A 15,201-nucleotide genomic window follows, 5' to 3' on the forward strand; every position below is an offset into this window, starting at 1 on the left:
TAAGCGAAGCATGAGCGAAGACCGCCAAGGTCGTTCCACGGACACCGGCAAGATCCTCTACTGCTCTTTCTGCGGAAAGAGCCAGCATGAAGTGCGCAAGCTGATTGCCGGTCCGAGCGTGTTCATCTGCGATGAGTGCGTGGAGCTGTGCAACGACATCATCCGTGAAGAACTCGAGGAAAAGGCGCAGTCGGCGCGCAGTTCGCTGCCCAAGCCGCGCGAGATCCTCGAGGTGCTCGACCAGTACGTGATTGGTCAGAACCGGGCCAAGCGCACCCTGGCCGTGGCTGTCTACAACCACTACAAGCGCATCGAGAGCCGGCAGAAGAACGATGAGGTCGAACTGGCCAAGTCGAACATCCTGCTGGTCGGCCCGACCGGTTCGGGCAAGACCCTGCTGGCCGAAACCCTGGCCCGCCTGCTCAACGTGCCGTTCACCATGGCCGACGCCACCACGCTGACCGAAGCCGGTTACGTGGGCGAGGACGTGGAGAACATCATCCAGAAGCTGCTGCAGAAGTGCGACTACGACGTCGAGAAGGCGCAGCAGGGCATCGTCTACATCGATGAAATCGACAAGATCTCGCGCAAGAGCGAGAACCCGTCGATCACCCGCGATGTGTCCGGCGAAGGCGTGCAGCAGGCCCTGCTGAAGCTGATCGAAGGCACCGTGGCCAGCGTTCCGCCGCAGGGCGGCCGCAAGCACCCGCAGCAGGAATTCCTGCAGGTGGACACCAAGAACATCCTGTTCATCTGTGGCGGCGCGTTTGCCGGCCTGGACAAGGTGATCCAGCAGCGTTCCAACGACGCTGGCGGCATCGGCTTCGGTGCCAAGGTCAAGAGCGCCGAGCGCAAGGTGGAAGTGGGCAAGGTGCTGGCCGAAGTCGAGCCGGAAGACCTGATCAAGTTCGGCCTGATCCCCGAGTTCGTCGGCCGCCTGCCGGTGGTGGCGACCCTGGAGGAGCTGGACGAGCCGGCCCTGATCAAGATCCTGACCGAGCCGAAGAACGCCATCACCAAGCAGTTCAAGAAGCTGTTCGAGATGGAGAACGTCGAGCTGGAGTTCCGTCCGGACGCGCTGTCGGCCATCGCCAGGAAGGCGCTCAAGCGCAAGACCGGCGCCCGTGGCCTGCGCACCATCGTCGAATCGGTCCTGCTGGACACCATGTACGACCTTCCTTCGCAGGAAAACGTCAGCAAGGTGGTCGTGGATGAATCGGTGATCGAGCACAAGTCCGAGCCGTACCTGATCTACCAGACCCCGGCGGCCCCTGAACAGAAGGCCGCAGGCGCCGAGTGATCCTTTCAAATCCTTGATTTGAAAGGAATTTAAACGAACGCCTTGCATCTGAAAGCCGATGGCCCCATAACGGGGCCATCGGCTTTTTTTGTCTCCGGAAGATGCCCTCCCGGAGGCGGTTTTCCCCTTCCCTGGAGCCCCCATGGCCCGTTCCCCAAGTGAAACCCTCGACCTGCCGGTCCTGCCGCTGCGCGACGTAGTGGTGTTCCCGCACATGGTCATCCCGCTGTTCGTCGGCCGTGACAAGTCCATGCACGCGCTCGAACAGGCAATGGAGGCAGACAAGCGCATCCTGCTGCTGGCGCAGAAGTCGGCCGAGACCGATGACCCGCATGCGGCCGACCTCTACCAGGTCGGTACGCTGGCGCAGGTGCTGCAGCTGCTGAAGCTGCCCGACGGCACCATCAAGGTGCTGGTCGAAGGCCTGTCGCGCGTGCAGGTCACCCAGGTCGACGAGCGTGATGGCTCGCTGCACGGCCAGGCCGTGGAGATCGACGCGGCCGACCCGCGCGAGCCGCGCGAGATCGAGGCCATCGCCCGCTCGCTGATGTCGCTGTTCGAGCAGTACGTCAAGACCAACCGCAAGCTGCCGCCGGAGCTGCTGCAGACCCTGGCCGGCATCGACGAGCCGGCACGCCTGGCCGATACCATTGCCGCGCACATCAGCGTGCGCCTGGCCGACAAGCAGCGCCTGCTGGAAACGCTGGCGGTGGGCGAGCGCCTGGAGATGCTGGTCGGCCTGGTGGACGGCGAGATCGACGTGCAGCAGATGGAAAAGCGCATCCGCGGCCGCGTGAAGTCGCAGATGGAAAAGAGCCAGCGCGAGTACTACCTCAACGAACAGATGAAGGCCATCCAGAAAGAACTGGGTGACCTCGACGACGCGCCGGGCGAGCTGGAAGAACTGGCCCGCAAGATCGCCGAAGCCGGCATGCCCAAGCCGGTGGAAACCAAGGCACGCAACGAGCTGAACAAGCTCAAGCAGATGTCGCCGATGTCGGCCGAGGCTGCCGTCGTGCGCAACTACCTCGAGTGGCTGCTGGGCGTGCCGTGGAAGAAGCGCACCAAGGTGCGCAAGGACCTGAAGGCCGCGCAGGACACCCTGGACGCCGATCACTACGGCCTGGACAAGGTCAAGGACCGCATCCTGGAATACCTGGCGGTGCAGTCGCGCGTGAAGCAGATGAAGGGCCCGATCCTGTGCCTGGTCGGGCCGCCGGGCGTGGGCAAGACCTCGCTGGGCCAGTCCATCGCCAAGGCCACCAACCGCAAGTTCGTGCGCATGTCGCTGGGAGGCGTGCGCGACGAGGCCGAGATCCGTGGCCACCGCCGTACCTACGTCGGTTCGATGCCGGGCCGCATCGTGCAGAACCTCAACAAGGTCGGCAGCAAGAACGCGCTGTTCGTGCTCGATGAGATCGACAAGATGTCGATGGACTTCCGTGGCGATCCGTCCTCGGCGCTGCTGGAAGTGCTCGACCCCGAGCAGAACAACGCGTTCAACGACCACTACCTGGAAGTGGACCTGGACCTGTCCGAAGTGATGTTCGTGGCGACCTCCAACTCGCTCAACATTCCGGGTCCGCTGCTGGACCGCATGGAAGTGATCCGCATCCCCGGCTACACCGAGGATGAGAAGCTCAACATCGCCACCCGTTACCTGTCGCCGAAGCAGATCAAGGCCAATGGCCTGAAGCCGGAAGAACTGGAAATCGGCAGCGATGCCATCCAGGACATCGTGCGCTACTACACGCGCGAATCCGGCGTGCGCAACCTGGAACGCGAGATCGCCAAGATCTGCCGCAAGGTGGTGAAGGAAATCGCCCTGGCCGGCCCGCAGCCGGTGAAGGCGAAGAAGGGCGCGAAGAAGTCCAAGGCCCTGGTCAGTGTCACCAGCAAGAACCTGGACAAGTACCTGGGCGTGCGCCGCTTCGATTTCGGCCGCGCCGAAGAAGCCAACGAGATCGGCCTGGTCACCGGCCTGGCCTGGACCGAGGTGGGCGGCGACCTGCTGCAGATCGAATCGACCCTGGTGCCGGGCAAGGGCCAGCTGATCCTGACCGGCCAGCTCGGCAACGTGATGAAGGAATCGGCGTCGGCAGCGCTGTCGGTGGTGCGTTCGCGCGCTGTCGGCTTCGGTATCGATGCGGATTTCCTGCAGAAGCACGACGTGCACGTGCACGTGCCCGATGGCGCCACGCCGAAGGACGGCCCCAGTGCCGGTGCGGCGATGGTCACCTCGCTGGTGTCGATGCTGAGCAAGGTGCCGGTGCGTGCCGACGTGGCGATGACCGGCGAGATCACCCTGCGCGGTCGCGTCACCGCCATCGGTGGCCTGAAGGAAAAGCTGCTGGCGGCACTGCGTGGCGGCATCCGCACGGTCATCATCCCCGAGGAGAACCGCAAGGACCTGGCTGACATTCCGGCCAACGTCACCCGTGATCTGCAGATCGTGCCGGTGAAGTACATCGAGGAAGTGCTGGACCTGGCGCTGGAGCGTCCGTTGGCACCGAAGAAGGCGCGCAAGAGTGCGCAGCGCGTCACGGTGCGCAGCAAGGCCAAACCGAGTGGAAACGCGCGCGTCAAGCATTGACGCGCGCTGTCGAAATGCCTGAAACCCGCGTCGTTGCTGGCTTTCCACCTTGCGTGGGGGTAGGGGCGCTGGTATAAAAGCAGCACCCGCGAATGAGTGATCGCAGTCTGGTGATCACTGAATTCGGCGAACAGTTTCCACATGGCGGCCGTGCGCGCATCGCGTGCGGTTGCTTCCCTGTCGAATAAGCGGAACCCACCGCCAAAGGAGTTGTAGAGAATGAACAAGACCGAATTGATCGATGCCGTTGCTGAAGCCGCCGACCTGACCAAGGCCGAGTCCAGCCGCGCTGTCGATGCCGTCGTTGCTGCCGTCACCAAGGCGCTGAAGGACGGCGATGCGGTCACCCTGGTTGGCTTCGGTACCTTCCAGGTCCGCGACCGTGCTGCCCGCACCGGCCGCAACCCGAAGACCGGCGACACCATCAAGATCGCTGCTTCGAAGAATCCGTCGTTCAAGGCTGGTAAGGCCCTGAAGGATGCTGTAAACTAAGCGGCTCGCTGGGGTGCTTAGCTCAGCGGTAGAGCGTCTCCTTTACACGGAGAGGGTCGGGGGTTCGAAACCCTCAGCACCCACCACAGCACCGCAGTAAAAGTTAAGTGTGGAGCGGTAGTTCAGCTGGTTAGAATGCTGGCCTGTCACGCCGGAGGTCGCGGGTTCGAGTCCCGTCCGCTCCGCCACTTTCAAAGGCTTCCGGGCAACCGGGCGCCTTGTTTCAACCGGCCTCGGCCGGAAGAAACAGAAAGGTTTGCAGCAAACGTGGAGCGGTAGTTCAGCTGGTTAGAATGCTGGCCTGTCACGCCGGAGGTCGCGGGTTCGAGTCCCGTCCGCTCCGCCAGTTTCAAAGGCTTCCGGGCAACCGGGCGCCTTGTTTCAACCGGCCTCGGCCGGAAGAAACAGAAAGGTTTGCAGCAAACGTGGAGCGGTAGTTCAGCTGGTTAGAATGCTGGCCTGTCACGCCGGAGGTCGCGGGTTCGAGTCCCGTCCGCTCCGCCAGCAGAGTTTGAAGTGTCAACGAAGATGCCCGTCGGTCCTGGACCTGCGGGCATTTTGCTTTTTCGGGGTGCGTGCATGCCCCGATCTGCCGGGCGCGGTCCGGCGCTACCGTTCAAGCGAAGCGACGCGGTCGAGCACCGCTTCCACCGCCAGATGCCGCTGCACCGACGCCTGCAGGGCCGCCAGCCCCGGGAACGCATCGGCCTGCAGCGCGCGCGCGAACAGCGCCGGCAGCTGGTCCAGATCACGCAGCCACAGCCCCGCGCCTGCGGCCTGCAGGCGTGCGGCGTGGTCGAACTGGTCGTAATCCAGCGGAAATACCAGCGACGGCACGCCCGCGCGCAGCGCGTGGTACATCACGCCGGCGCCGCCGTGGTGCAGCACCCGGTCATAGCGGTGCAGGTGGCGCGCGTAATCGACGAAGGGCAGCCGGTGCAGGTTCGGCAACGGCGGCAGCGCGCTGCGCGTTTCATCCGCGTGCCCATCACTGACGTGGATCTGCCACTGCGGGTGCAGCGCCGCCAGCGTCGCCGCCGCCTCGGCCAGGCGCGGTTTGATCCAGTCCTGGTGGGTGCCGGCGGTGACCAGCAGATGCCGCGCTCCCTGCACGAATGGCGGCGGCGCATGGGGGCCGGGTGGGGTGTGCAGCATCGGCCCGATGAACTGCAGCGCCCGTGGCCAGGTGCGGGGGAATTCCAGTTCCGGCACGCCCAGTGCGAGGATGCAGTCATCTGAATAGACCCGCTCGCTGCCATCGGCGCGATAGATCGACGCCACCCCCAGCCGCTGCATGGCCGAGCGCTGCCACGCGTGTACGCCGCGCTTGAACACGCGGGTCAGCTGCCGGCCGCAGGCGTGTTGCAGTGCCTGCCAGCCATTGCGCGCGGGGCTGAGGCCGCCCAGGTACGGCGGCGGACCGTCACTGCAGTCCAGCACGCAGGGCGAGGGCAGGCTGGTCCACCAGCGGATGCCGAGCTCGGCTGCCAGCAGGCCTGCCGGTGGCAGGGTGAAATCAACAATGACCAGGTCCGGGCGCGCGTGCTGCCAGCGCTCCTGCAGCGCCTGCCGCATCTGTTCCATCAGGCGCAGCGCCTGGGTCAGCTGGGCGTGCAGCCGCAGCGGGTTGGCCTTGACCGGCGTGGGTGGGTTGGCGATCTGCCACAGCGCCGCTTCCTGGTCTGCCGACAGCAGCACGCCACCGTTGAGTCCGCTGGCGGAGATCGCGGTCTGCGCGCCCGGCGTACTCAGGACGGTCACCTCATGCTGCGGCTGCAGCTGGCGGGCGATGGCGAGGATCGGGTGCAGGTGGCCGCTGTAGGGCGGGGCGAGCAGTTCGATCTTCATGCCTGTTCCTGCTGCAGGCGCGCAGCTAGTTCGCGGGCGATGGCGAGCACCGCTGGCTGTTGCAGGTAGTCCATGTGGCCGCTGTCGATCCACTGCCGCGCGCCGCGCCAGCCCAGCCGCGAGACCCAGTCCTGCCGCCCGACCAGCACCTGCAGCTGCGCCACCCGCGGTGCACGGCGCGCCACCGGCCCGTAGGCCAGCACGCTGCAGCGCTGCGCCAGGGCCGGCGGCAGCTCCAGGTTGGCCAGCAGTTCCAGCCCGCAGCTGCCGGCCAGCAGCAGGGTGTGCGGCGCGGCCTGCAGCAGCTGGGCCAGCGCGGGGCCGTGGGCCGCTGCGAAGCCTGGGCGGCGCGAGCGCAGGTAATGGCGGGTGTTGTGCCAGCTGGCGGCCAGCAGGGCGGCCGGCTGGTGATCGGGCGTGGCGGCGTCGTAGGGGAAATTGCAGGGGTGCAGCACCCGCCCCGGCGCCAGCAGGGCCTTGCCGAAGGCGCGCTGCTGCGGACTCAGCGCGCAGCACGCCGGATCGCTCTGCCCGGTCAGGAAGGCCAGCTGCAGCCGCGTGCGGGTGCCTGGCATCGACTCAGCCCCCCTGGAAATCATCGTTGGCGCGCACCTGGTACAGCCGGGTACGCCAGCGGATGCGACGCACGCAGGCAGCGTGCAGCAGGTGCAGGGGCTGCAGCAGTTCGGCCAGCAGCGAGCCCAGCGGGCGATGCCGGGCGCGCCCACCGGCGCGGCGCTGCAGTTGCAACAGCAGGCAGGTGCGCAGCAGCACGACCAGCGCGGCCACGAGGGCCGGCAGTCCGATCGGCGGCACTGCGGCCAGTACCAGCAGCGCCCACAGCAGCAGCGGCGGAAGACCATGCAGTACGCCGATCAGCAGGCGCAGGCGTGGTGACTCATCGCGCAGCAGCAGCACGGCGAACAGCATCCAGCGGTGCATCTGCTGGCGATAGCGCTGCAGGGTGGGCACATGCGTCTGCACCTCCACCGGCGCGGTGGACTGGAACAGGCGAGCACCCTGCCGGCGCAGCGCGCGGGCCAGCGCCAGGTCATCGGCCAGCATCCGCAGCAACGGGGTGAATCCTCCCAGCGCGCGCAGTCGCTCGCTGCGCAGCGCGTAGCACATGCCGTTGATCGACAGCGGTGCCAGCCACGGCAGCAGGCCGAGGTAGGTCAGCACGGCATTGTTGTTGACGAACTGCGCCATCAAGCGCGCACCGGCGGCGCCGTCATCGCGGTAGCACGGCAGGGCGGTGACCAGATCGGCGTCGGCCGCGTCCAGTTCATCGACCAGCTGCGCCAGCGCCGCCGCTGACAGGCGCGCGTCGTCGTCCAGCACCAGCAGCAGCGGCTCGCGCACCTGCGGCAGCACGGCATCCAGCTTGAAGGTCTTCGGGTTGGTGCCCTCCGGCGCGGCCGGGCAGCGCAGGCGGGTGATGTGGTGGCCGGGATGCGCCGCGCACAGCGCTGCGGCGGTGGCCAGCCCGGTGCTGTCGGCGTCGTCCAGCAGCCAGTGGAAATGCGCGCCGGGCAGGGCCCGCAGGTTGTGCTGCAGCACCTGCGCCAGCAGCGGGTCGCCGCCGAGGATGGGCTGCAGGATGGCCACGCCGCTGCCGCCGTACCCGGCCGGTGCCAGCGGCCGGGGCGGGCGCTGGCCCAGGATGCGCAGCGCGCCGGCTGCCTTCAGGCCCATCAGCAGCAGGTACAGGGCCGCCAGCACCAGGCTGGCCAGCTGAACCCCGTTCAGGCTCAGGCCGCCCATTCCGCACGCTGCTCGTCGATGAAACGTTCGATACCGTCTTCCATCGACACCCGTGGCGGCCCCAGGTCGGCCAGCATGCGCTGCGGATTGAAGGTCTTTGAATAGGCGAAGGCGGCCACCCCGAAGCGGGTGATCGGCGGCTCGCTGCGCAGGCGCAGGGCGCGCCAACCGGCTTCGACCACGCTGGCGGCACGCAGGGCCAGAGCGGTCGGTACGCGGCGGTGCGGTGGTGGCAGCTGCAGGGCGGCCAGCAACCGCTGCAGCAGGGCATGCAGGTCCACCGGCTGCGCGCTGGTCAGGTTGTAGGCCGGCCGCAGCTGCGGCGCCTGGGCGGCGCGCAGCAGGTACTCCACCAGGGTGTCGATGTGGATCAGGTCCATCTGCGGCGGACCGCCGGGGCTGACCAGCAGCGGCACGCCGCCGCGACGCGCGGCCGCCAGCAGGCGCGGCAGCAGCACCGTATCGCCCGGGCCGAAGACGGCGCGCGGGCGCAGGATGCACGACGGGCCCTCGTAGCCGGCCAGCAGGCGTTCGGCGGCGGCCTTGCTGCGCGCGTATTCATTCAGGAAGGCGGGGCCGATCGGGCTGTCTTCGTCCAGATCGTACTGGTGCGCCTCGCGGTAGAACACGGCCGTGCTGGACACCAGCAACAGGCGCGGATGGCCGGCGCGGCGGCAGAAGTCGATTACTTGCGCGGTGGTGTCCACGTTCTGCTGCTGGAACTGCGCGGGGCTGCCCCAGGGGGTGACCCGCGCGGCGGCATGGACCACCACGTCAGGCCGGAACGCCAGCTCAAACGGCTGCGACAGGTCCAGCGCGGCGTAGTGGGGCAGGGGCAGCGGCCGGCGGGCGACACCCAGCGCCTCCACCCCGGGCACGTCGGCGAGGCGGCGCAGCAGAGCGCCCCCCACGAAGCCGGAGGCGCCGGTGACCAGGATGCGCATGGACGTATTCCTCCTTGTGCCGGTGACGCGCCGCAGCCGGGACGGGCCGCCCAGATGACCGCCCAGTATGCGCCGGCTGCCGCGCGTGCGGCCATCGCAGGCACGGCGTGGACAGTGCGCATGGGGCGCAGATCCTTGCCCTGCCTGCCTCCGCGCCGTTTTTGGTGCGGGCCGCGAAGCGGGTTACACTGCCGGGCTCGCCAATCAGGCCATGTGATTCCTCACCATGCTGCAGAAACTCCGCGACAAGACCTCAGGCTGGATCGTCACCGTGATCCTGGGGCTGCTGATGATTCCGTTCCTGTTCGTGATCGACAACAGCTACCTCGGTGGTGTCGGCGCACAGAACGTGGCCAAGGTTTCGGCACCGCCGACCTGGTGGCGCTCGGCGCCGTCGTGGTGGCCGGTGCGCATGCTGTGGCAGCACCACGAGATCAGCGCGCAGGATTTCCGTACCCGCTTCGAGCAGGAGCGCATGCGTGAGCGCCAGCAGCAGGGCGAGAACTTCGACCCGCGCGCGTTCGAGAGCACCGAGAACAAGCTGGCCGTGCTTGACCAGCTGGTCGACGAGCAGGTCGTGCGCCTGGTGGGCGAACAGGCCGGCGTGGTTGTCGGCGACGGTGCCGTGCGCGATTACATCCTGACCATCCCGGCCTTCCTCGGCAGCGATGGCAAGTTCAATGAAAACAACTACCGGCTGGCGCTGGGCGGTGGCAATCCGCCGCGTACCCCGGCGCAGTTCCAGGAAGAAGTGCGTGCCAGCCTGCAGCAGTCGGTGATCCCGGCCGGCCTGCAGAACTCCGGCTTCGTCACCCAGGCCGAGACCGAGCGCCTGCTGAAGCTGCTCGGCGAAACCCGTGACGTCGAGCTGGTCGCGCTGCCGGAAGTGCCGGCCGATACCGCGCCGGTCACCGATGCGCAGATCAAGCAGTGGTATGACAGCCACGGCAAGGATTTCCGCCAGGCCGAGTCGGTCACGCTGGAATACGTCGAGCTCAACGGCGCCAACCTGCCGGCGCCGGTGCCGGCCGATGAGGCGACCCTGCGCAAGCGCTACGAGGAAGAGAAGGCGAAGTTCGCGACCCCGGAACAGCGCCAGGCCTCGCACATCCTGATCACCGGCGACGGTGCCGAAGCCAAGGCCGCCAAGCTGGCGACCGAAGCCAAGGCGGCCGGTGCCGACTTTGCCGCACTGGCCAAGGCCAACTCGGAAGATCCGGGTTCCAAGGACCAGGGTGGTGACCTGGGCTGGGTCGAGCGTGGCGCGATGGTCAAGCCGTTCGAAGACGCGCTGTTCGCTGCCAAGGCGGGTGACGTGATCGGCCCGGTCAAGACCGACTTCGGCTACCACATCATCAAGGTCGCGGCCGTGCGCGGTGGCGAAGGCAAGTCGTTCGAGGAAGTGCGCGACACGCTGGCCGCCGAACAGCTGAAGGCCGACGGCGAGCGTGGCTTCAACGATCTGGCCGGCCGCCTGGTCGACGCCATCAACAAGAGCCCGAGCGACCTGGTTGCCGCGGCCAAGTCGGTGGACCTGCCGGTGCAGACCCTGGGCCCGATCACCCGTGCCACCGCCAGCGGCATCGCTGCTGACCCGGCGGTGCTGCGTTCGGCCTTCTCCGACGTGATGGTGCAGGACGGTACCTCCAGCGATCCGATCGCCCTGGGCGGCAGCACCAACCACAGTGTCGTGATCCGCGTGGCCGCGCACACCCCGGAACAGGCGCTGCCGCTGGACAAGGCCCGCGAGCAGGTCATCGCCGCGATCCGTGCCGACCGCCAGCGCCAGGCCAGCGACAAGGCCGCTGATGCCCTGCTGGCCAAGCTGAAGGGCGGTGCCAGCCTGCAGTCGCTGGTGGCCAGCGACAAGCTGCAGGTCAGCCCGATGCCGGGCCTGCCGCGCAGCCAGCCGGTGCCGACCCCGGAAATCAACCGCGCCATCTTCGGTGCGCCGGTGCCGGCCGAAGGCAAGCCGAGCTACGGCAAGGTTGACGTCAACGGTCACGCACTGGTCTTCGTGGTGAACAAGGTCACCCCGGGCAACATCAAGGAAGTGACGCCGGAACAGCAGAAGCAGCTGAAGGACCAGCTGAGCCAGATCGACGGCATGGCTGCGGCCAAGGCCTACATCGATGCGATGCGCAAGAAGTTCCTGGTGCAGACCACCGAAGCGAACCTGTAAGCCACACGGCGAGCAGGACGAAAAAGGCCCGGCAATGCCGGGCCTTTTTTGTTGGCGCGTCCGCTGTATGTAGAGTCGAGCTTGCTCGACTGCTTTTGTAGAGTCGAGCTTGCTCGACTGGACATGCAGAAGCAGTCGAGCAAGCTCGACTCTACGGAGAGCGGAAGAGCAGTCGAGCAAGCTCGACTCTACGGAGAGCGGAAGAGCGGTCGAGCAGGCTCGACCTCTACAGACAGCGGAGCGCCGCGATCAGTCTTCGATGCGCAGCACGGCGCCGGGCTTCAGTACGGCGCTGCCGCTCAGGCCGTTCAACGACAGCAGTGCCTTGACCGGCATGCCGTAGCGGCGGGCGATGGTCCACGCCGATTCGCCATTGCGCACGGTGTGGCGGCGGTTGCGCGGGCGGTCAGCGGCGCTGGCCACGACCTTGGCGACCTGAGGGGCCGGCTGCAGGCTTGCAGTGGCGGTGGCCGCGCCCGCGGCGGTGGCCACCGAGGCAATATCGGACACCGGCGCGGAGGCCGCGGCGACCGGGGCCAGCACGCGGGTGGTGCCTGACGGGCGGCTGCTGCCGGCCAGGGCCGGGTTCAGGCGGGCAATGCGGTTCGGGTCCAGCGCACGCTGCGCGGCCCACTGCTGCACGCTGGTGCCCGCTGGCAGGGTGTGGCCCTTCAGTACGGGCACGGTACGGTCCAGCGAGGCCATCACGCCGGGTTCGTCTTCGGCATCCTCCAGCACGCAGGCCAGGGCATGCAGCTTTTCGACGTAGGCATGGGTGACCGGCGACAGGCCGGGCAGGGCGGCCGGCTTGGCGTTCTGGGCGTTCATCCCCGCCTTGCGCATCGACTGCAGCACGCGGTACTCGCCGGCGTTGTAGGCCATGGTCGCCAGGCGCCAATCGCCGCCGAACATGCCGTGCAGGGTCTTCAGGTAGCGCACCGCGGCCTGGGTGGAATCGACCGCCGAGAGGCGGCCGTCGTAGCCGTTGGCCATCGGCACGCGGTGGTTGCGCGCGGTGGTGGCGATGAACTGCCACAGGCCGGTCGGGCCGCTGCCGTTGCGGGCGTTGGGGCGGTAGCCGCTCTCCACGAACGGGATGAGCGCGAATTCGGTGGGCAGGCTGGCCTTGCGCAGTTCTTCGACCACATAGCCGAACAGCACCAGCGCATCGTCATCCTGGTTGGCCAGGCGTGAGGGGGCGTGGGCAAACTGCTTCTGCCAGCGCGGGCTGGTTGCGTCAGCGTCACAGGTCGGTTCGGCCAGGCCCTCGCGGAAGCTGGCGAAGATCTCCTGGCCGTTGCGGACCGACGCGGCCGGCAGCAGGGCCGGGTCCATCGGCACGGCCGACGCGGCGGTCAGGTTCTGGCTGATGCCGGCACCCAGCGACTGCGCGCCCGCGTTTCCGGCCAGCCCCAGGACAAGGCCCAGGGCCAGCGGCAGACTTCGGCGCATCATGCGCGGAAGCCGTCTTTCCAGTGCCGGAGACCGGCCATGACATCGACGTCGTCAACGACATCGCGCCCCAGGTGCGCCGACACCGCCGCGCGGATCGGCGCGGTGTGCACACGCAGGAACGGATTGCAGTCCAGTTCGTTGGCCAGGGTTACCGGCAGGGTGGAACGGTCATCGCGGCGCATGGCCAAAGCCTCCTCTTGGCGCTGCCACAGGGCAGCGTTGGCGGGGTCGACATGCCGCGCGAAGACGGCATTTGACACGGTGTACTCATGGGCGCAACAAAGCAGCAGTTGCACGGGCAAGGTACCCAGCTTGCGCATCGACGCCAGCAGCTGGGACGGCGTACCTTCGAACAGGCGTCCACAGCCCAGGCTGAACAACGAATCTCCGCTGAAAAGATGTTCAGCGGTGTGAAACGCGATGTGGCTGCGGGTATGCCCGGGCACGGATAGTACGTGGAACATCCGGCCCAGTGCCTGAACGCGTTCACCTTCGCCCACCCGCTCGGTGGCCGTCGGGATCCGCTCCTCGACCGGAGCGATGACCCGTGCGCTGGGAAAACGCGCCTGCAGCGCGGGTACGCCGCCGATGTGGTCGTCGTGGTGGTGGGTCAGCAGGATGGTGTCCACGCGCAGGCCTTGGTCGGCCAGGGCCAGCACGGGCGCGGCATCGCCGGGGTCGACGACCACGGCGGCGCCATCGTCGGCGATCAGCATCCAGATGTAGTTATCCGCAAATGCGGGCAGGGCAGTCAGTCGCATAGAATTGGACCATGCCCCTGCTGCAGAGCCACCGTCAAGCGAGCCTGGTGCCGTGGTTCGACAGCGAGCCGGCGGCGGCCCTGCGCGTGCTCGAGCGCCAGCTGCTGCTGCCACGGCTGGCCACCCTGCCGTCCCAGCCCTGGCTGTGGATCGCCCCCACGGCATCCTGGCTGGAGGATGCGCAGCTGGGCGGCCGCGGCCTGCGCCTGTACCGCGACGGCACCGGCTATGCCGGTGATACCCGCTGCGCGCTGCCGCTGCCGCTGGCCAACGAGAGCGTCAACGCCATCGTGCTGCAGCACGTGACCGCCGCCGATGCCGATTACCTGCTGGATGAGTGCTCGCGCGTGCTGATGCCCGGCGGCCAGCTGTGGCTGAGCAGCCTCAACCCGTTCAGCCCGTACCGCACCCGCTGGCGCCAGCATGGGCTGGTGGTGCGCACGCCGCAGCGGCTGCGCCTGCTGCTGGCCCGCCATGGGCTGGAATGCGATGACACCCGCTACCTGGGGCCGCTGTGGCAGGGGGCTGGCAGCCGCCGTCGCGCGGGCTGGGCGCCGCTGCGCGCGGCCTGCCTGTTCCATGCCGAAAAACGTACGCTGGCCCTGCCCGGGCCGACCCCGCTGCCGGTGCGCTGGCACGGCACCGTTGCTACCTGATCTGGAGTTGTATTGAAAACCATTGAAATCCACACCGACGGTTCCTGCCTCGGCAATCCCGGCCCCGGTGGCTGGGCCGCTCTGCTGCGCTACAAGGGCCACGAGCGCGAACTGAGCGGGGGCGAAGCGCACACCACCAACAACCGGATGGAACTGATGGCGGCCATTTCCGGGCTGGAGACGCTGACCGAGCCGTGCGACATCGTGCTCTACACCGATTCGCAGTACGTGCGGCAGGGCCTGACCCAGTGGATGCCGGGCTGGATCCGCAAGAACTGGAAGACGGCCGGCGGCGACCCGGTGAAGAACCGCGAGCTGTGGGAGCGCCTGCATGCGGCCACGCTGCGGCACCAGATCGACTGGCGCTGGGTGAAGGGCCACTCCGGCGACCCGGACAATGAGCGGGTCGACACCCTGGCGCGCAATGCCGCGATCCAGATCCGCGACGGCAGCCCGGTAAACTGAGCCCATGCGTCAGATCATCCTCGATACCGAAACCACCGGCCTGGAATGGAAGAAGGGCAACCGCATCGTTGAAATCGGCTGCGTGGAGCTGTTCAAGCGCCGCCCGACCAACAACAACTACCACCAGTACATCAGGCCCGACGTCGACTTCGAGCAGGGCGCGCAGGAAGTCACCGGGCTGAGCCTGGATTTCCTGGCCGACAAGCCCGAGTTCGCGCAGATCGCCGATGAGTTCCTGGCGTTCATCGATGGCGCCGAGCTGATCATCCACAACGCGGCGTTCGACCTGGGCTTCCTGGATTACGAGCTGTCCCTGCTGGGGCCGCAGTACGGCAAGATCACCGACCGCTGCACGGTGATCGATACCCTGGCGATGGCGCGCGAGCGCTTCCCCGGCCAGCGCAATTCGCTGGACGCCCTGTGCCGGCGCCTGGGCGTGGACAACTCGCACCGTGCGCTGCACGGCGGCCTGCTCGATGCGCAGATCCTGGGCGATGTCTACATCGCGCTGACCTCGGGGCAGGAAGAGATCGGCTTCGGCCTGGAAGACGACAGCGGGGCCGACGGTGCCACGCTGCTGGCCTTCGATACCAGCACGCTGCTGCCGCGCCCGCGCGTGGTGGCCACGGCATCGGAGCTGGAGGCGCACACCGCGCGCCTGGAGCGCCTGCGCAAGAAGGCTGGCCACGCATTGTGGGATGGCCCGAAGGTGGAAGAGGCTGCAAGCGCGTAAGTGGTCGG

General features: G+C 67.5%; 13 protein-coding genes and 4 tRNA genes. 11 read left to right on the top strand and 6 right to left on the bottom strand.

The genetic code is table 11. From position 1 onward, the window contains the following. The first annotated feature begins 10 nt into the window (after positions 1 to 10). From clpX to QMZ26_RS04095, 7 genes are all read left to right on the top strand, one after another. Positions 11 to 1,300 carry an ATP-dependent Clp protease ATP-binding subunit ClpX gene (clpX, locus tag QMZ26_RS04065; RefSeq protein ID WP_108758290.1) on the top strand — a complete coding sequence of 430 codons (1,290 nt, stop codon included), beginning with the start codon at positions 11 to 13 and terminating at the stop codon, positions 1,298 to 1,300. Between the two features lie 142 nt (positions 1,301 to 1,442). Beyond that, positions 1,443 to 3,893, top strand: a complete 2,451-nt coding sequence (gene lon / locus QMZ26_RS04070) for an endopeptidase La (protein WP_079220813.1) — start codon at positions 1,443 to 1,445, stop codon at positions 3,891 to 3,893. Positions 3,894 to 4,112: 219 nt separating this feature from the next. Then, positions 4,113 to 4,385: an HU family DNA-binding protein gene (locus QMZ26_RS04075; protein ID WP_004146343.1), complete on the top strand. Its 273-nt coding sequence runs from the start codon at positions 4,113 to 4,115 to the stop codon at positions 4,383 to 4,385. Positions 4,386 to 4,396: 11 nt separating this feature from the next. Beyond that, positions 4,397 to 4,471: transfer RNA gene (locus QMZ26_RS04080), tRNA-Val, on the top strand. A gap of 25 nt (positions 4,472 to 4,496) precedes the next feature. Further along, positions 4,497 to 4,573, top strand: a tRNA-Asp gene (locus QMZ26_RS04085). A gap of 81 nt (positions 4,574 to 4,654) precedes the next feature. Next, positions 4,655 to 4,731: transfer RNA gene (locus tag QMZ26_RS04090), tRNA-Asp, on the top strand. Between the two features lie 81 nt (positions 4,732 to 4,812). After that, positions 4,813 to 4,889 (top strand) — tRNA-Asp (locus tag QMZ26_RS04095). Between the two features lie 105 nt (positions 4,890 to 4,994). Here the strand turns inward: QMZ26_RS04095 and QMZ26_RS04100 are convergent. From QMZ26_RS04100 to QMZ26_RS04115, 4 genes are read right to left on the bottom strand one after another with little or no spacing between them, the layout of a single operon-like run. Beyond that, positions 4,995 to 6,233, bottom strand: coding sequence for a nucleotide disphospho-sugar-binding domain-containing protein (locus QMZ26_RS04100; protein ID WP_283220656.1), 1,239 nt, complete (start codon positions 6,231 to 6,233; stop codon positions 4,995 to 4,997). Beyond that, positions 6,230 to 6,808 carry a hypothetical protein gene (locus tag QMZ26_RS04105; RefSeq protein ID WP_283220657.1) on the bottom strand — a complete coding sequence of 193 codons (579 nt, stop codon included), beginning with the start codon at positions 6,806 to 6,808 and terminating at the stop codon, positions 6,230 to 6,232. Before QMZ26_RS04105 ends, QMZ26_RS04100 begins: the two co-directional genes overlap by 4 nt. Positions 6,809 to 6,812: 4 nt before the next feature. Next, entirely contained in the window at positions 6,813 to 7,997 is a 1,185-nt protein-coding gene (locus tag QMZ26_RS04110) for a glycosyltransferase (RefSeq protein ID WP_283220658.1), read from the bottom strand. After that, entirely contained in the window at positions 7,985 to 8,941 is a 957-nt protein-coding gene (locus tag QMZ26_RS04115) for an NAD(P)-dependent oxidoreductase (protein WP_283220659.1), read from the bottom strand. The genes QMZ26_RS04110 and QMZ26_RS04115 overlap by 13 nt, the downstream gene beginning before the upstream one ends. A 226-nt stretch (positions 8,942 to 9,167) precedes the next feature. Between QMZ26_RS04115 and QMZ26_RS04120 the strand changes: the two genes are divergently transcribed. Next, the gene (locus tag QMZ26_RS04120; RefSeq protein WP_108746052.1) at positions 9,168 to 11,123 is read left to right on the top strand and encodes a peptidyl-prolyl cis-trans isomerase; all 1,956 of its coding nucleotides are present in this window, start codon (positions 9,168 to 9,170) and stop codon (positions 11,121 to 11,123) included. A 249-nt stretch (positions 11,124 to 11,372) separates the two neighbouring features. Here QMZ26_RS04120 and QMZ26_RS04125 read toward each other — a convergent pair whose 3' ends face one another. Further along, a complete protein-coding gene (locus QMZ26_RS04125; protein WP_200732971.1) occupies positions 11,373 to 12,578 on the bottom strand; it encodes a lytic transglycosylase domain-containing protein in 1,206 nt (401 codons plus the stop codon). Continuing rightward, a complete protein-coding gene (gloB, locus tag QMZ26_RS04130; RefSeq protein WP_283220660.1) occupies positions 12,575 to 13,339 on the bottom strand; it encodes a hydroxyacylglutathione hydrolase in 765 nt (254 codons plus the stop codon). The genes QMZ26_RS04125 and gloB overlap by 4 nt, the downstream gene beginning before the upstream one ends. 11 nt (positions 13,340 to 13,350) lie before the next feature. Here gloB and QMZ26_RS04135 point away from each other — a divergent pair, with 11 nt between their 5' ends. The 3 genes from QMZ26_RS04135 to dnaQ are packed head-to-tail and all read left to right on the top strand — an operon-like array spanning position 13,351 to position 15,193. Then, positions 13,351 to 13,995 (top strand): class I SAM-dependent methyltransferase, encoded by a 645-nt coding sequence (locus tag QMZ26_RS04135; protein WP_283220661.1) that lies wholly within the window; start codon positions 13,351 to 13,353, stop codon positions 13,993 to 13,995. Between the two features lie 12 nt (positions 13,996 to 14,007). Then, complete coding sequence (gene rnhA, locus QMZ26_RS04140) at positions 14,008 to 14,460, top strand: ribonuclease HI (protein ID WP_079220822.1); 453 nt, start codon at positions 14,008 to 14,010, stop codon at positions 14,458 to 14,460. Between the two features lie 4 nt (positions 14,461 to 14,464). Next, on the top strand, positions 14,465 to 15,193 hold the full coding sequence (dnaQ, locus tag QMZ26_RS04145; protein WP_283220662.1) for a DNA polymerase III subunit epsilon: 729 nt from the start codon (positions 14,465 to 14,467) through the stop codon (positions 15,191 to 15,193). Positions 15,194 to 15,201 lie beyond the last annotated feature (8 nt).

It is taken from the genome of Stenotrophomonas sp. PFBMAA-4, assembly GCF_030053215.1.
In the GTDB taxonomy this organism is placed as follows: Bacteria; Pseudomonadota; Gammaproteobacteria; order Xanthomonadales; family Xanthomonadaceae; genus Stenotrophomonas.

Bases quoted from the DNA above. Each gene is read 5' to 3' on its own strand.
- lon (WP_079220813.1), top strand. From the start codon at position 1,443: ATGGCCCGTTCCCCAAGTGAAACCCTCGACCTGCCGGTCCTGCCGCTG.
- QMZ26_RS04135 (WP_283220661.1), top strand. From the start codon at position 13,351: ATGCCCCTGCTGCAGAGCCACCGTCAAGCGAGCCTGGTGCCGTGGTTC.
- QMZ26_RS04105 (WP_283220657.1), bottom strand. From the start codon at position 6,808: ATGCCAGGCACCCGCACGCGGCTGCAGCTGGCCTTCCTGACCGGGCAG.
- QMZ26_RS04110 (WP_283220658.1), bottom strand. From the start codon at position 7,997: ATGGGCGGCCTGAGCCTGAACGGGGTTCAGCTGGCCAGCCTGGTGCTG.
- QMZ26_RS04115 (WP_283220659.1), bottom strand. From the start codon at position 8,941: ATGCGCATCCTGGTCACCGGCGCCTCCGGCTTCGTGGGGGGCGCTCTG.
- QMZ26_RS04100 (WP_283220656.1), bottom strand. From the start codon at position 6,233: ATGAAGATCGAACTGCTCGCCCCGCCCTACAGCGGCCACCTGCACCCG.
- QMZ26_RS04125 (WP_200732971.1), bottom strand. From the start codon at position 12,578: ATGATGCGCCGAAGTCTGCCGCTGGCCCTGGGCCTTGTCCTGGGGCTG.
- dnaQ (WP_283220662.1), top strand. From the start codon at position 14,465: ATGCGTCAGATCATCCTCGATACCGAAACCACCGGCCTGGAATGGAAG.
- QMZ26_RS04075 (WP_004146343.1), top strand. From the start codon at position 4,113: ATGAACAAGACCGAATTGATCGATGCCGTTGCTGAAGCCGCCGACCTG.
- clpX (WP_108758290.1), top strand. From the start codon at position 11: ATGAGCGAAGACCGCCAAGGTCGTTCCACGGACACCGGCAAGATCCTC.
- QMZ26_RS04120 (WP_108746052.1), top strand. From the start codon at position 9,168: ATGCTGCAGAAACTCCGCGACAAGACCTCAGGCTGGATCGTCACCGTG.
- gloB (WP_283220660.1), bottom strand. From the start codon at position 13,339: ATGCGACTGACTGCCCTGCCCGCATTTGCGGATAACTACATCTGGATG.